This window comes from Pseudomonas bubulae, from assembly GCF_037023725.1.
GTDB classification, from domain to species: Bacteria; Pseudomonadota; Gammaproteobacteria; order Pseudomonadales; family Pseudomonadaceae; genus Aquipseudomonas; species Aquipseudomonas bubulae.
The window spans coordinates 282,232-296,598 of sequence record NZ_CP146077.1 but is presented as its reverse complement, the minus strand read 5'-3'; the positions used below and the strand labels follow the sequence as shown (position 1 = coordinate 296,598).

The following is a 14,367-nucleotide window of genomic DNA, read 5'->3' as shown; positions in this document are numbered from 1 at the left end:
CTATTACTGTTATCCACAGGGGGCCTCCAGCACGATGCGACCACTGGAACAGGGTGCAGTGGCGTTGCGGTAGGCGAAGTGCAATTTTGCGCGTTCGCTGTCAAAGCGCAGGGTTAATTCAATGGCGTCCCCGGGGCGCACCAGTTGCTGGAACTTGAGTACTTCCATCCCGGCAAAACGCGGCGGCAGGTCGAGCAGTTGCTGGCCCAACACCATTGCCCAGTCCACTTGCACCACACCCGGCAACACCGGTGTTTTGGGGAAATGGCCGCTGAAGAACGCCAGGTCCGGCGGGATCGACAGGTTCAGCGTCCACTGACCGGCGTCTTCGCTTTGGCTCAACACTTCCGGCAGCTTGGGCCGGGGTGCGAGTAACAATGCATCGATCCGGGCCTGTGGCAGCTTGCCCTGGCTGTTGAGTGGTAACTGGCGCAGCAAACGCCAGCGGCGCGGCAAGGCCACGGCTTCGCAGTGCTGACTCAAGTGCTGGCGCAGGGTGTGGGTCAGGGCTCGGCGCCCCTGTTCGCGCAGGGCAAAGAGGCCACTGGCGCTGAGCACCAGCAGGGCGCCCAGTGAGGCGCGTTTGTCATGCACCACGCCCAGGCGGGCTTCGGCTACCCAGTCATGGGAGACCAGCGCCTGCTCCAGCATTGGCAGGGAAATACGTTTCTCTTCGAGTTTGACGATGCGATCCAGTCGCCCGAGCAACTCAAATCGCCCGTCGGCTTCAATACGGGCGGCATCAGCCGTGTGTTCGACATGGCCCTTGGGCAAGTAGCTAGAGGCGATGATCAAGGCGCCGTCACTGCTCTGGCTCAATTGCACATCGGCAAAGGGCTGCCACAGGTGTTGCCCCTGACGCCAGGCGATACCGCCGGTTTCGGAGCTGCCGAGGATCTCGGTCGGCCACTGGCCCAGGCGTTCGAACAGCGTCCGGGCTGCTTCTTCGGGCAGGGCGCCGCCAGAAGAAAATACTCGGCGGACCGAGCTTAACGCCGGCCAGTCGAGGTTGTCGGCCATGCGCTTGAGCAAGGCCGGGCTGGCGATCCAGGCAAAAGCAGCGTGCTCACGGCTGGCGCGTTGCATGTCTTCAGGGAAGGCCAGTTGTTTGCGTACAAAGCTGCGGCCTGCGCACAGAGGCCACAACACACGGAACAACAGCCCGTAGATGTGCTGCGCCGCCACACTGGCAATAATGCATGCATCACCCAGATCAGCACCCCACAGTTGCTCCAGTGCCTGAACCTCGTTGGCCATCTGGCGCAGGCTTTTGTCGATCCGTTTGGGTTCGCCGCTGGAGCCCGAGGTGCACAAACTGAGCTGGCACTGGTCCAGATCCAGTTGCGCTGCAGGCAGAGGATCGGCGTACAGGTCCTGCAACTCTTCGCTTTGAGTTATCCACAGGTCAACCTGGCTGTCCCATCGAAGGCGGGTTTGCGCTTGCAGGTCGGCGGGCAAGAGCACGCTGACTCCGGCCTGCCAGGCACCGAGCAAGGCCTGCGCCAGCTCGGCGGCATCTTCAAGGTGTACGGCAACGCGTCGCACGCCGCGCTGTTGCAGGCCGCCCGCCAGGCGCAGGGCCCGTTCACGCAGGGTGTCGTGGTTCAGCTCGGGGTCAACGCTGACCCGGCGATCTGCGTGCCCCTTGAGCAGCAGGTGCTCAAGATTTATCCAATTCATGCCCGGCCTCTTACCTTTTGTCGTATCAGCCATTCAATGAAAAACAGCAGCCCCATCAGCGCGTAGGCGATCAGGCCGTTGTATAACGTCCACCAGCTCAGCGGCGCCCACAGCGTCAGGGAGGCTGCGACTAATCCGTTTAGCATGAAGAACAGGCACCAGACCTTGGTCACCTGCCGCGTGTAATCAATTGCAATATCGGGCAGCACGGGCTCGCGCAACCGCGCCAGCCGCTCGATCATTGGCGGCCCGTACTTCAGGCTCAGGCCGAACAGGCAAAGCATGAACGTGCTGACCAGCACGGGGTACCAGCGCAACAGTGCCGGGCTGTTGAACAGCCCCAGCAAGGCGCAGAACATCAATGCAACCACCGCCATCAACAGACTGCCCGGGCGGCGTTCGCCGGTCAGGGCGCGGGCCAGCCACAGGCTGCCCAGCAGCAGCGCGAATTGCCACGGGGCGAAATGGGCCATGCCGAAATACACCGCAAAGGGGTACATCAGTCCGGCCAGCAACAGGCCGAGGCCAATCAGGCGGTTCATGCGTCAGCGTGAACCAGGCGGTAAACCGCCTCGACCACGTCATTGACGGTACGCACCGATTTGAATTCTTCAGCGGCGATTCGTTTGCCGGTTTTACGCTTGATATGGTCAATCAGGTCGACAGCGTCAATGCTGTCGATTTCCAGATCCTGATACAGGTTGGCGTCCAGGGTGATGCGTTCGGGTTCCAGTTCGAAAAGTTCGACCAGAGCGTCGCGCAGGGTGTTGAAAATGTCGTCACGGTTTTGCATGGTTCGGTCTCAGGCTGCCTGTTTGGCGGTGACAAAAGCCGCAAGGCTGGCCACGTTGGAAAAATGATTGCGTGTATCTTTGGCGTCGGCGTCTATTTTGATGCCGTAGGTCTTTTGAATCGCCAGGCCCAGCTCCAGTGCGTCGACCGAGTCCAGCCCCAGGCCGTCGCCAAACAGGGTTTGATCGTCGCCAATGTCGCTGACACTGATGTCTTCGAGGCCCAGGGCATCGATGATCAGCTGTTTAATATCGTTTTTCAGATCGCTCATCTGTGGCGAGCTCCTTAATAAAATAGTCATGCACGAAGTCGTTGAGCAGGCGCGAGGCTTTGGGCGGCGGGCCAAGCGCGGAAAATGTATGTGGATCTATATCGGCACCGACCCGAAAGCTGAAGTGCACGCGACGCTCGGGTATGCGATACCAGGGCTCGGCCTTGGTCAGCGTGGTGGGGCTGACCTTGATCACCACCGGCGTGAGGATCTTCGCACCCCGCAGTGCAATCGCGGCGGCCCCGCGATGAAAGGATGGCGCATGGCCTGGCCGGGTACGCGTGCCTTCCGGGAAAATCACCAGGGTCTGGCCTTGCTGCAACGCCCCCGCAGCGTTATCGAGCATGTCTACGCTGCCATCATTGCTGATGTATTGCGCCGCACGCACAGGGCTACGGGTAAACGGGTTTTGCCAAAGGCTCTGTTTGACCACGCAATTGGCGTTTCTCACCAGGCCGATCAAAAAAACCACATCGATTAGCGACGGGTGGTTGGCGATGATCATCTGCCCGGGGCGGCCTAGCCGCTCGGCACCCTGGACGTCATAGGTCAGCACGCCCATGCGCGCCATGGTGCGAATAAACAGCCAGAACAGGCGGCTGACGGTAAAACGGGCACGCTCGCGCTGACGCGTGGCATCGCCCGGCAGGCAACTCAGCACCGGAAAAATCACCAGACGCAGGCACAGGCAACCGATACCGAACAGTGCAAAGCTGATGGCAGTGGCGATCAAGCGCCAGGCATAAGCATCACGGCGGGCGCTCACAGGCTGTGCTGCCAGTTCCACACGCGGTTTTTCCAGGTGTGCTGGAATGATCTCTGCTGCTTATCGAGCAGTTGGCGCAACAGATTCAGGGCATGGGGCCATTGAGCTTGTTCTATGCCTGCGGTACCACTGGCGAGTGAAACCTGCCATTGCTCGCCCGGGGTCAGCAGCAGGCCCACGGCATAAGGGAAGGGCACGTCATTGATACAGCGTGCATAGGCCTCGGGTGGCTGCTCTTCGGTGATGATCAGCAACACGGCGGGCGCGCCTTCATTGAGCAGGGCGCAGGCTTCGATCAGGCCGTGCTCCAGGCCGTCTCCGGCGGCAGCAATAGCGGTCATTTCGCTGGTTTCGCCGCGCATGATCGACCACAGGCCAATCACGGCGTTATGCACCGAGAGGCTGAACTGCGTGGGGGACAAGGGCTGATCCGCCGCAAGGTCGCTGAGTATGTCGAATGTGCGCGGGGTTTCACCGTGACGCGAGGCAAAGACCAGCGGTAATGCTTCACGGCCTTCGGCCAATGGCCAGCCGACGCAGAATGCCATGCGAGCCAGGCGGCTGAGGCGGCGCCGTTGCATGGCGGGTAAAAATGAGACATCGGGTGCTGCGCTGTTGGCAGCAAGTACACAGGGGTGCTGGCTCCAGGCTTGCCAATCGGCCACGGTGTCGAGGCCTGGAGCCCAGGCGCGCCACGCGGCGATATTGAAATTGATCACTGGAGTTCATCCCGCCCTTGCAGGCTTCCTTGATGCGAAAGTGGACACCGATCGACGCCGCACTTGATACAGAGGGGCGATATTATCCCGGTGCAGTTGGTTCGTAGCAAATATTGCTTACAGCCCCAGTGTGGTTTTTCTGGGAATTTAGAAAAATAGGATCAATGGATTTTATTTGAGAGATTTATTCGTTTGTTTTTATGGAGATATTCTCGATTGATGTAGGGCATTTCTTAGCAAGGTAGCTAAGCCGCGCAAAGGGCATCTACACTCGGACACTCATAGGTACACGGAGGTTTTGAAATGCGTCGCGTGGTGTTTAACCAGAAAGGCGGTGTGGGTAAATCCAGCATCGCGTGTAACCTGGCTGCGGTTAGCGCCAGCGAAGGGTATCGCACGTTGTTGGTGGATCTGGATGCCCAGGCCAACTCTACTCAATACCTGACCGGACTGACCGGCGATGATATCCCTATGGGGATTGCCGAGTTCTTTAAACACACCTTGTCTGCGGGCGTGGGCTCGAAGAAAAACCGGGTCGATATTTACGAAACACCCTTTGAAAACTTGCACGTAGTGACGGCTACGGGTGAATTGGCCGATTTGCAGCCCAAGCTTGAGGCCAAGCACAAGATCAACAAGTTGCGTAAGTTGCTGGACGAGCTGGCTGAAGACTATGACCGCATTTATGTCGACACTCCACCCGCGCTGAATTTTTACGCGGTATCGGCGTTGATTGCCTGTGATCGTGTGCTGATTCCGTTCGATTGCGACAGTTTTTCACGTCAGGCGCTCTATGGCCTGCTGGCTGAAATCGCTGAGCTAAAGGAAGACCACAATGAAGACCTGCTGGTCGAGGGCATCGTGGTCAACCAGTTTCAGGCCCGGGCCAGCCTGCCCCAGCAAATGCTTGATGAGCTGATTGCCGAGGGGTTGCCGGTGCTGCCCATGTACCTGAGCAGCTCAGTGCGCATGCGTGAGTCGCATCAGGCCTGCCAGCCTTTGATTCACTTCGACCCGAGGCACAAGCTGACCCAGCAGTTTGTGGAGTTGCACGATTACCTGGATCAGAACGCTTAAGCGCTGATGCCTTGGCTGCGCAGCCAGGCGCCAAGTTGCTGCAATGGCAACGCACCGCTCTGGCGTGCGATTTCGCGGCCATTTTTAAACAGGATCAGGCTGGGTATCGAACGGATGCCCAGTTGCCCCGCCAGGTGCTGGTTGGCCTCGCTGTCGAGCTTGGCAAGCCGACACTTGCCCAGCAGTTGGCGGGCGGCCTGCTCAAATACCGGAGCAAAGGCCTTGCAGGGCCCGCACCACTCGGCCCATACATCTATCAGTAGCGGCAGGTCGCCCTTGATCTGGCTGGCGTAATCGGTTTGCTGCAAATCGAAGGGCCTGGCCAGCAATACTTCATTTTTGCAGCGCCCGCATTTGGGGTGCTCACCCAGGCGATCGCCGGGGATGCGGTTCAGGCCGTTGCAGTGGGGGCAGGGGATCAGCAGCGGTTCGGTCATGGAGAGCTCCTTGGAAGTGGCCATTGGTGCCGCCTGTCGCAGCGACTCCAGATTGATGGCGTGCAGTTCAGCAGATGAACACCTGGGCCGCCACCCCCCATGACGTATCTGCTCACAATGTGCTCAAGCCGGCCACCAGGTCTCTATCTAGGCTGTAAACCCCCCCCCCCCGGGCTTTGCACCGCTGGTCTGGCGATCGTTATCGCAAGTTGCGATTGCCAGGGTTCGGGTTTAGCCTTCATAGCAAGATGCGATAAGGACATTGCATGCGAGTGATTACAGCAAAACGAATTTGGGAAGCCAAAGCACAATGGCCGCAATCGGCGAGCGCACTGGATGAGTGGTATCGCAAGATCAAAGTCCTCAGCCCTGAAGACTTCGCCGCGTTGAGGTCGTTTTTCCCCGCCACCGACAAGGTGGGTTCGTTTCATGTTTTCAATATAGGTGGTAACAAACTGCGGTTGATCGCCGTGGTGCGTTACCGGGTACAGCGCCTCTACATCCGTCATGTGCTGGATCACCGTGACTATGACAAGGGCAAATGGAAGGAATCAGCACCATGAACGCATTGGTCGAACAGGCAGCAGAGCATTGGCAATTCGTGGCGCCGCTGCTGCGCAAACCGAAAAACGAAGCCGATTACGACGGGCTGGTCGCCGCCCTTGATACGTTGACCGACTTGATAGGCGATGATGAGACCAACCCCTTGATGAGCCTGGTGGACATCATCGGTGACTGGGTTGAGGCTTACGACCTAGAGCATCGACCGATGCCCAAGGTCAGCGGCGTCGATGTGCTGCGCTCGGTGATGCAGGAACACGGGCTGACGCAAAGCGATTTGCCAGGTGTCGGCACCCAGTCTGTGGTGTCCGAAATCCTCAGCGGTAAACGCCAGCTCAACGTACGGCAGATTCGCTGGCTGGCCGATTACTTCAAAGTGCCTGTGGATATGTTTATCTGAGGCTGACGGCGTGCGCCACGCTGTGGCTGGTATGTGGGCCGACGACTGGCGACCGGCCTCGGTTCTGTGGGAGCGGGCAAAACCGGCAACAGTATATTTACCGGTTTTGCATCACGACGAGCAGCTGATTTCCAGATGCTTGCCCCACTCCGGCGGGCGTTCGGCGTAGCCTTCCATGCCCGGTTGTTCGGTGAACGGTTGGGTCAATACCGTGTGCAAGCGTTGCACTTCGCTGTAATCCCCGGCCTCAGCCGCATCGATGGCCTTTTGTGCCAGGTAGTTGCGCAGGATATACAGCGGGTTGACCGCGTGCATGCGCTCACGCCGGACGCTTTCATCGCTTGCGCCGTCTCGGGCAACCCGGGCCACGTACTGCGCGGCCCATTCGTCAAAACCCTTGAGATCGACAAATTCGTCTCGCAGCCGTGCTACCGCCTGTTCTGCCGGGAGGTCCCCCAGGCGCCGGAAAAACAGGTTGTAGTCGACGCTGCTGCCTTGCATCTTTTGCAGCAAGGTTTCGACCAAGTGTTGATCGGTGTCTTCGGCACTGGTCAGACCTAACCGGCGGCGCATCAGGTCGAGGTAGTGGGCCTGGTACAGCGGCAAAAAAAGCCCCAGGGTTTCGCGCAAGGCTTCAACGCTGATAAACGGCGTCAATGCCTGGGCCAGGGCACTCAGATTCCACTGGCCGATCGGCACCTGGTTGCTGAAGGAGTAACGCCCTTCATGGTCGGAATGGTTGCAGATGAAGTTGGCGTCGAAGTCGTCGAGGAAGGCGAACGGACCGAAGTCAAAGGTGATGCCCAGGATCGACATGTTGTCGGTGTTCATTACACCGTGACAAAACCCGTAGGCCTGCCACTTGGCGATCAGTTCAGCGTTGCGTTCGACGATTTCGCGAAACATGGCCAGATAGGGTTCGGGTTGCTCCAGGCACTCGGGGAAGTGCATCGCCAGCACATGCTCACCCAATAGCTTTTGCTGCTCGGGGCGCTTGGTGTAGTAGAAATACTCGAAGTGCCCGAAGCGTATATGGCTGGGTGCCAGGCGCAGCACCATGGCGGCGCGCTCCTGGGTTTCGCGCCACACCGGGGTGTCGGAGGCGATCACACACAGGGCTCGGCTGCTGGGGATGCCCAGTGCATGCAGTGCCTCGCTGGCGAGAAACTCGCGGATCGAGGAGCGCAGTACGGCGCGGCCATCACCCATGCGCGAATAAGGGGTCATGCCGGCGCCCTTGAGGTGCAGGTCCCAGTGCTCGCCCGCGTCGTTATACACCTCACCCAGCAGTAACCCGCGGCCATCGCCCAGTTGCGGATTGTAAGAACCGAACTGATGACCGGAATAGACCATCGCCCGAGGCTCGGCGTTGGCCCACAGGGTATGGCCACCAAACAGTTGCGCAAATACAGGGTCTTGGGTGACAGCGTGGTCGAGGTCGAGCAGTGCCAGGGCGGCGTCGCTGGCTACCACAACACGCGGTGCGTCGATGGGCTCAGGCAGCACATGGGTCGAGAAGGCATCACCCAGGCGGGCAAAGCGGTTATCAAAAGTCAGTTCGTCGAGGGCTTTCAATGACCGTCTCCAGTGAACAGTGGCGGATCGTGGCAGCGGGCTTGCCCGCGATGGCATCAACGGGCTTGGTTGGTTAAACCGATTCGTTTGCATCGCAGGCAAGCCAGCTCCCACAGAGGTTGCATCGGACTTGCGTCAGTCGAGCTTGCCCAACTGCGGCTTTTGCGGTGGTGGTGTCGGCTCGGGCGGGACTTCCGGCCCAACGGGCACCAGTTTGTATTCTTGCCCCTGCAGGTTCTTGAGGTACACCTCCATCTGCTGGAAGGAGATGTTGATGTGGTGGTTCTTGAACTCGCGGTTGATAAAGCGGTTGACCTCGTCGATCACCGGGTTGCGGTCGCCCAGGTCGCGTACGTGCATGCGCAGTTCGTGGTCGAGGGTGCTTTGGCCGAAGTTGAGGAAGTACACATGGGGCTCCGGGTCTTTGAGCACCCGCGGGTTCTCTTGCGCAGCCTTGAGCAGCAACTGCTTGACCAGGTCGAGGTCGGAGCCGTAATCGACGCCCAGCTTCAGGGTCACACGGGTGATGGTGTCCGTAAGCGACCAGTTGATCAGTTGCCCGGTAATAAAGGTCTTGTTCGGGACGATGATGTCTTTGCGGTCGAAGTCGGTGATGGTGGTGGCCCGGATGCGGATCTTGCTCACGGTGCCTGACAGATTGCCGATGGTGATGGTGTCGCCGATCCGTACCGGGCGTTCGAACAGGATCATGATCCCGGAAATAAAGTTGGCGAAGATTTCCTGCATGCCGAAGCCCAGGCCTACCGACAGTGCCGCAACCAGCCATTGCAACTTGTCCCAGCTCACGCCCAGTGTCGACAGGGTGGAGACAAAGCCTACGCCGATGATCACGTAGGTCAGCAGGGTCGTAGTTGCGTAAGCACTGCCCTGGCCCAGATCAAGGCGCGACAGCACCAGCACCTCCAGCAGGCCGGGCAAGTTACGCGCCAGCGCGATGCTGATGCCGATGATGACCAGCGCACCTATCACGTCGCCGATGCTGATGGGCACCATGCTCATATTGGCGCCGGTACCGCTGGTATATTCGTAGAGGGTGATGTTGTCCAGGTAGGAAAAAACCGAGATCAAGTCAGCCCACACCCAGTACAGAATGCCGATAAAGCCAGCCAGCAGGGCCAGGCGGATCAGGCGCAGGGACTGTTGGTTGACCTGTTCGATGTCCAGGGTCGGCTCTTCGATAATCGTATCGTTGCCTTCGCCTGCTTCCTTGGCGGCCTGGCGTTTGGCCAGTGCACGCTGGTAGGCCAGGCGCCGTGCCGCTACTGCCAGGCCACGGACAAACGCCGCTTCGACCACCAGCCAGAGCATCAGCAGATAGAGGGTATTGATCAGGCGGTCGCTGAGCTTGAGCGCGGTGTAGTAGTAGCCAAAACACACCGCCACAAACAGCGCCAGCGGCAGCAGGGCGAAGGCAAAACCGAGCAACTTGCGCAGGCGATAGGCTTTTGTTGCTGTTTCAAAGTCGTTGAGCAACAGGCGGCAGAGCAGCCAGGCCATGGCCGCATAGCAACTGAGCACCACCAGAATACCCAGGACATCGTCGGCCAGCGCAGCCGGTTGTTGCTCGGCAAAGGCGACGACGGCCACAAGGGCCAGGACCACAAAACCGAGTTTGCGGATCCAGTTCTGCAAGAACGCGACCAACGGTTTTTCCCAGCGAAAATGCAGTTCGGCCACGCCACCCGGCGCCAGAATCCGGTAAGCGGTGTAGAACACCAGCCAGGCCTCGGCCATCTGAATCAACGCCGCGCCCGTATTGGCATTCATGCCCCGGGCATCGGTTTGCAAGGCGTAGCCGCACAAGGCCAGCGCCAATGAAATGGGCATCGCCAGCAAGATGTTGATCAATATTGCCAGCGGCGTGTGCCATTGGCTGTCACGCTTGAAGTGACCGATGTCCTGATGGATCTTGTTCAATTTGCTGTAGAGGTAGCGACGTTTCCACAGCAGCGCCACGACCACCAGCAAAAACGGCAAGAACAGCAGGGGACGTTGCACCAGGCCTTCTGCCAGTTCACTGACGCTGGAACCCCAGGGCAGGGTGGTGATTTGCTGCTCAAGCTGGCGCGGTGCGGTTTCCAGCCATTCCAGATCCAGCGGCTTGTTGCTGGGGATCCAGAACATTTGCTCATCCAGCGTGGCGCGCAGGCTTTGGGCGGTGCTGAGCAGTTGTTTCTGGTTCAGTTGCAGGGTGATCGATTCGTTGAGCAGTGAGCTTAGTTCGCGGTTCAGGCGGTCCAGCAGATCGCTGCGGGTGTTGACCAGTTCGAGCAGGGTTTTGCGCAGTTGCGGTGTGACCTGGTCGGCAGGTTGGGTGGACAGCAGGTTGTCGACGTAAGTCGTGGGGTTGCTGATCAACTCGCGCTGCTGGTTGATTTCAAACTGGTACAGACGGATATCGGCGATTTCGTCTGCCAGATTCTTGTCCATTTTTTGCAGGCGCGGCAGGGCTTGCTTCTGCTTATAAAGTATCTTGGACAGCAACAAACTGCCCTTGAGCACGTTGATCTGCTCATCCAGGGCCTGGTCGCTCTGGGTAACGTTGTCCAGTTGTTGCTTTGTTTGCAGATTCTGCTGGGTCACCTCGTTGAGGCGATCGGTGCTGCGCAACAGGTAGTCGGAGAGCTTGAGGTTGATCGCGCTTTCGGTCGCCAGCAGGCTGCTGCTGCCGGACTTTTTCGCCTCGATGGATTGCTCGGTCACGGTCTGCTGCGACTGGGCCAGGCGCTTTTGATTGATCAGGGTTTGCAGGTCCTGGATTTCCTGGTCCTGGCGCGTGGTTTTTTCCAGCAGCAGGTCGTGCTGGCTGCCGCTCAGATCTTGCAACAGGCTGTTGCCAGCCAGTTCCTGGCGGCGCAGGGCAATCAGTGCGTTAAGCGAGGCGGCTTCGGCGTTGAGCTGGTTGCGCTGATCGGGGGTAAGCAACTTGCCATTGTCGCGTCCTGTTTTCAGGGTGGTGTTGATCTGCTGGATACGGGTCTGGCTGTTGCTGATCTCGGCCTGGGCCCGCTCGGGTCGGGTCTGCGCGGCAATGCTTTGGCTGTTGGCGATAGCCAGGGCTTTTTGCAGCTCGCCCTGTTGCGTGGTGCGTTCCGCCAGCAGTTGTTCCAGCTGCTGCACGGACAGCTCGCTGTAGCGCTGGGCTACGGGTATGGGTTTGCTGGCCTTGATTTTGGCCAGTTCGCGCTGGTTTTCGGCAGTCTGGCGAGGGGCATCGTTGATCTGTTGTTTGACGTCGTTCAGGCGCTGTTCGTAATCGGCTTTGCTGTCGAGCAGGGTCAGGGTCTGCTGGAGCACCGCCTGCAGGGCTTTTTGGTCGGCGTCCGGCAGTTTGCGCTCGGCAATTTTGTCCAGGCTTTGCTGCACCGCTTCGGCGGTAGGCGGGTCGGCAGCCTGAAGCGTGCCGACACAAAGGCTCAGGCCGAGCAGGACGGTGGCGATGAACGTGCGCAGAGTTGGCATAGATACCGGTCAGACAAGGGCGGAAAGTTGGAGTTTAGAGGAACAGCCCCGGGCCCGGTGCACTTCCTTCGGGGAATCTGACGCCCACTTTGGCGATCTTGTTCCCTTCCATCATTGCAACCGTCCAGATGGTGTTGTTCCACTCCACCTGGTCGCCGACCACCGGCGCGCCGCCGACCTTGTGGGCAATGAAGCTGCTCAGTGAGGTGTTCGGGTCGATGCCGTCCAGCTTCAGGCCGTACAAGGCGGCCACAGCGCCCAGCTGGGCGTCGCCTTCGAGCACGAAGTCGCCGAAGAAACGCAGGTCCAGGCCACGGCTCGGGGGCTGGCTGAACAGTTTGCCCAAGGCAGGCAAGTCGTGTTCGTGGCCGATGACGCAGAGCAGGTCACCCACTTCAAGCGTGGTACTACCCGACGGATGGAGCAGTTTTTTATCGCGAAACAGGGCGGCGATACGGGTGCCGTCGGGCATTTTCAGTTCACGCAGGGCCGCACCGATGCACCAGTTTTGTGCGTCGAGGCGATAAACAAAGAGTTCCCACTCGCTGGTGACATGCACTTCAAGGGCTGAACGGGACACGGGGGCCAGATCAGGCGGTACGGTCACCTTGAGCAGCTTGGCGACCCACGGCAGGCTGGTGCCTTGCACCAGAAGAGATACCAGCACGATAAAGAATGCCAGGTTGAAATACAGCTGCGCATTGGGCAGCCCGGCCATCAACGGGAACACCGCCAGAATGATCGGCACCGCACCGCGCAGGCCTACCCATGAGATAAAGGCTTTTTCGCGTCCATGGAAGGCTTTGAAAGGTAGCAGCCCCACTACCACTGACAGCGGGCGGGCAAACAGAATCATCCACAGGGCCAGTGCCAGTGCTGGAATGGCGATGGGCAACAGGTCGTGTGGCGTGACCAGCAAGCCCAGCACCAGGAACATGCCAATCTGGGCCAGCCAGGCCATGCCGTCGAGCATATGCAAAATGCCATGACGGCTGCGGATCGGACTGTTGCCAATCACCAGGCCGCACAGGTAGACCGCGAGAAAGCCGCTGCCGTGCAGGGCGTTGGTCAGGGAAAAGACCACCAGCCCGCCTGCGATCACCAGAATCGGGTACAGGCCGTTGGCCAGGTTGATACGGTTGACCATTTGCAGCATTAGCCAGCCGCCTGCCAGACCGACCGTGCCGCCGATGGCAAATTCACGCACCAGGTTGAGCAACAGGCTCCAGTGCAGGCCTGTTTCACCGCTGGCGAGCATGTCGATCAGGGTGACGGTGAGGAATACCGCCATCGGGTCGTTGCTGCCGGACTCGATTTCGAGGCTGGCTGAAACCCGCTCGTTCAGGCCTTTGCCACCCAGCAGCGAGAACACTGCGGCGGCATCGGTGGAGCCGACAATGGCGCCAACCAGCAGACCCTGGATCAAGTTGAGATTAAACAGCCAGGCGGCCATCAGCCCGGTCAGCCCCGTGGTGATCATCACCCCCACCGTGGCCAGCGATAACGCGGGCCATAACGCCACGCGAAAACTGGAAACCCGGGTGCGCAAGCCGCCGTCGAGCAAAATCACCGCCAGAGCGAGGTTGCCCACCAGATAGGCCGTGGGGTAGTTGTCAAAAATGATGCCGCCGCCATCGACACCTGCGGTCATGCCCACCGCAAGGATGATGACCAGTATCGGGATGCCCAGGCGCGAGGACAGAGAACTTACCAGGATGCTTGCGCCTACCAGCAACGCGCCGATCAAGAACAGGCTGTTGATGGTCGTCGCATTCAAAGGCAGTACTCCAGAAAGCTAAAAAAGACAGGGCGCAGACCTGGCATGCAGCCTGCGTGCCATCGATTCTAACCTGCGCCATTGGCGGGCTGTCAAAAAAGGTTTTGAATGGATTACACCCTGGAGGTGTTTGGGCCTGTCGAGTAGGACTGAAGGCCTTTCTTACAAAAAAATGGGATTTTCACTGCATTTTTATATTAGGTAAATTGTGTGTACTGCGGCCTCCCACTTGCGCACGGACATGACATGAACCCTGCTACTGAGGCTGGCAACAGGCTATCGAAGACAACACCGTGGTGTGACGACAAACGAATCAACCTTTATGTCGTGTCTGTCAGCAAGTTTCTGCTGCTGTATGGGCTTACGGCAGGCGGGTACATGGTCTATTGGTCATATCGCAACTGGGCGTCCTACAAAGCGGAAACCGGGGCGCCGATCGCGCCGTTGCTGCGCGCTGCGCTCTGGCCATTTTTTATCCTGCCGCTGTTTGAAGTGGTTCAGAACGGCCTCGACAGGACAGGGCGCTGCTATTTTTGGCAACCCGAGACCAGAGGCCTGCTCATTATGCTGCTGGTCATGTTCTCGGTGCTGGTGTCCACGCTGTTTACCCGGCCCGCGGATGCGGTCTATGTGTTGTTCACCAATGCAGTACTGATCACCGGTTGTTGTGCAATGCTGGTGGCGGCCCAGCGCGCAATCAATATGCTGGCGGGTGACCCGCAGGGCAGCGTCAACAAGGCCCTGAGCTGGGCTAATTTTGCCTGGATGGTGGCCGGCACGTTGTTGATGGCCATCGTTGGCTATATGGAATTCATGAGCCAACGTTGAG

General features: G+C 59.1%; 14 protein-coding genes. 4 read left to right on the top strand and 10 right to left on the bottom strand.

The genetic code is table 11. The features are described 5' to 3' along the window. Nucleotides 1-9: 9 nt before the first annotated feature. Genes V6L81_RS01320 through V6L81_RS01295 form a run of 6 tightly spaced genes read right to left on the bottom strand, consistent with a single transcriptional unit; the run spans nt 10 to nt 4,228 of the window. On the bottom strand, nt 10-1,680 hold the full coding sequence (locus V6L81_RS01320) for an AMP-binding protein (protein WP_150629081.1): 1,671 nt from the start codon (nt 1,678-1,680) through the stop codon (nt 10-12). Then, complete coding sequence (locus V6L81_RS01315) at nt 1,677-2,222, bottom strand: hypothetical protein (RefSeq protein ID WP_095000883.1); 546 nt, start codon at nt 2,220-2,222, stop codon at nt 1,677-1,679. Before V6L81_RS01315 ends, V6L81_RS01320 begins: the two co-directional genes overlap by 4 nt. Further along, nucleotides 2,219-2,473, bottom strand: coding sequence for an acyl carrier protein (locus tag V6L81_RS01310; protein WP_095000884.1), 255 nt, complete (start codon nt 2,471-2,473; stop codon nt 2,219-2,221). The genes V6L81_RS01315 and V6L81_RS01310 overlap by 4 nt, the downstream gene beginning before the upstream one ends. Nucleotides 2,474-2,482: 9 nt before the next feature. Beyond that, nucleotides 2,483-2,743: a phosphopantetheine-binding protein gene (locus V6L81_RS01305; RefSeq protein ID WP_095000885.1), complete on the bottom strand. Its 261-nt coding sequence runs from the start codon at nt 2,741-2,743 to the stop codon at nt 2,483-2,485. Next, nucleotides 2,718-3,530, bottom strand: a complete 813-nt coding sequence (locus tag V6L81_RS01300) for a 1-acyl-sn-glycerol-3-phosphate acyltransferase (RefSeq protein ID WP_095000886.1) — start codon at nt 3,528-3,530, stop codon at nt 2,718-2,720. The genes V6L81_RS01305 and V6L81_RS01300 overlap by 26 nt, the downstream gene beginning before the upstream one ends. Continuing rightward, nucleotides 3,506-4,228 carry a beta-ketoacyl synthase chain length factor gene (locus V6L81_RS01295; protein ID WP_095017711.1) on the bottom strand — a complete coding sequence of 241 codons (723 nt, stop codon included), beginning with the start codon at nt 4,226-4,228 and terminating at the stop codon, nt 3,506-3,508. The genes V6L81_RS01300 and V6L81_RS01295 overlap by 25 nt, the downstream gene beginning before the upstream one ends. 303 nt (nt 4,229-4,531) lie before the next feature. Here V6L81_RS01295 and V6L81_RS01290 point away from each other — a divergent pair, with 303 nt between their 5' ends. Then, nucleotides 4,532-5,305, top strand: coding sequence for a ParA family protein (locus tag V6L81_RS01290; RefSeq protein ID WP_095000888.1), 774 nt, complete (start codon nt 4,532-4,534; stop codon nt 5,303-5,305). Here the strand turns inward: V6L81_RS01290 and trxC are convergent. Continuing rightward, entirely contained in the window at nt 5,302-5,742 is a 441-nt protein-coding gene (gene trxC / locus V6L81_RS01285; RefSeq protein ID WP_095000889.1) for a thioredoxin TrxC, read from the bottom strand. The two genes, V6L81_RS01290 and trxC, sit on opposite strands and share 4 nt — an antisense overlap. Before the next feature lie 266 nt (nt 5,743-6,008). Between trxC and V6L81_RS01280 the strand changes: the two genes are divergently transcribed. Continuing rightward, nucleotides 6,009-6,305 carry a type II toxin-antitoxin system HigB family toxin gene (locus V6L81_RS01280; RefSeq protein ID WP_095000890.1) on the top strand — a complete coding sequence of 99 codons (297 nt, stop codon included), beginning with the start codon at nt 6,009-6,011 and terminating at the stop codon, nt 6,303-6,305. Beyond that, complete coding sequence (locus tag V6L81_RS01275) at nt 6,302-6,703, top strand: type II toxin-antitoxin system HigA family antitoxin (RefSeq protein ID WP_095023804.1); 402 nt, start codon at nt 6,302-6,304, stop codon at nt 6,701-6,703. The genes V6L81_RS01280 and V6L81_RS01275 overlap by 4 nt, the downstream gene beginning before the upstream one ends. Before the next feature lie 111 nt (nt 6,704-6,814). Here V6L81_RS01275 and selO read toward each other — a convergent pair whose 3' ends face one another. The 3 genes from selO to V6L81_RS01260 all read right to left on the bottom strand — a co-directional run bounded on the left by selO (nt 6,815) and on the right by V6L81_RS01260 (nt 13,538). After that, a complete protein-coding gene (gene selO, locus V6L81_RS01270) occupies nt 6,815-8,278 on the bottom strand; it encodes a protein adenylyltransferase SelO (RefSeq protein ID WP_338660430.1) in 1,464 nt (487 codons plus the stop codon). A 135-nt stretch (nt 8,279-8,413) separates the two neighbouring features. After that, nucleotides 8,414-11,761 (bottom strand): mechanosensitive channel MscK, encoded by a 3,348-nt coding sequence (gene mscK / locus V6L81_RS01265; RefSeq protein ID WP_095017708.1) that lies wholly within the window; start codon nt 11,759-11,761, stop codon nt 8,414-8,416. A 34-nt stretch (nt 11,762-11,795) separates the two neighbouring features. Beyond that, nucleotides 11,796-13,538 (bottom strand): potassium/proton antiporter, encoded by a 1,743-nt coding sequence (locus V6L81_RS01260; protein ID WP_095000894.1) that lies wholly within the window; start codon nt 13,536-13,538, stop codon nt 11,796-11,798. A 246-nt stretch (nt 13,539-13,784) separates the two neighbouring features. On the opposite strand from V6L81_RS01260, the gene V6L81_RS01255 reads away from it, so the two are divergent. Continuing rightward, the gene (locus V6L81_RS01255) at nt 13,785-14,366 is read left to right on the top strand and encodes a hypothetical protein (RefSeq protein WP_095017707.1); all 582 of its coding nucleotides are present in this window, start codon (nt 13,785-13,787) and stop codon (nt 14,364-14,366) included. Nucleotide 14,367 lies beyond the last annotated feature (1 nt).

Coding starts and splice junctions, on each gene's coding strand:
- V6L81_RS01320 (WP_150629081.1), bottom strand. CDS start 1,680: ATGAATTGGATAAATCTTGAGCACCTGCTGCTCAAGGGGCACGCAGAT.
- V6L81_RS01315 (WP_095000883.1), bottom strand. CDS start 2,222: ATGAACCGCCTGATTGGCCTCGGCCTGTTGCTGGCCGGACTGATGTAC.
- V6L81_RS01305 (WP_095000885.1), bottom strand. CDS start 2,743: ATGAGCGATCTGAAAAACGATATTAAACAGCTGATCATCGATGCCCTG.
- V6L81_RS01290 (WP_095000888.1), top strand. CDS start 4,532: ATGCGTCGCGTGGTGTTTAACCAGAAAGGCGGTGTGGGTAAATCCAGC.
- trxC (WP_095000889.1), bottom strand. CDS start 5,742: ATGACCGAACCGCTGCTGATCCCCTGCCCCCACTGCAACGGCCTGAAC.
- V6L81_RS01310 (WP_095000884.1), bottom strand. CDS start 2,473: ATGCAAAACCGTGACGACATTTTCAACACCCTGCGCGACGCTCTGGTC.
- V6L81_RS01275 (WP_095023804.1), top strand. CDS start 6,302: ATGAACGCATTGGTCGAACAGGCAGCAGAGCATTGGCAATTCGTGGCG.
- V6L81_RS01280 (WP_095000890.1), top strand. CDS start 6,009: ATGCGAGTGATTACAGCAAAACGAATTTGGGAAGCCAAAGCACAATGG.
- V6L81_RS01255 (WP_095017707.1), top strand. CDS start 13,785: ATGAACCCTGCTACTGAGGCTGGCAACAGGCTATCGAAGACAACACCG.
- mscK (WP_095017708.1), bottom strand. CDS start 11,761: ATGCCAACTCTGCGCACGTTCATCGCCACCGTCCTGCTCGGCCTGAGC.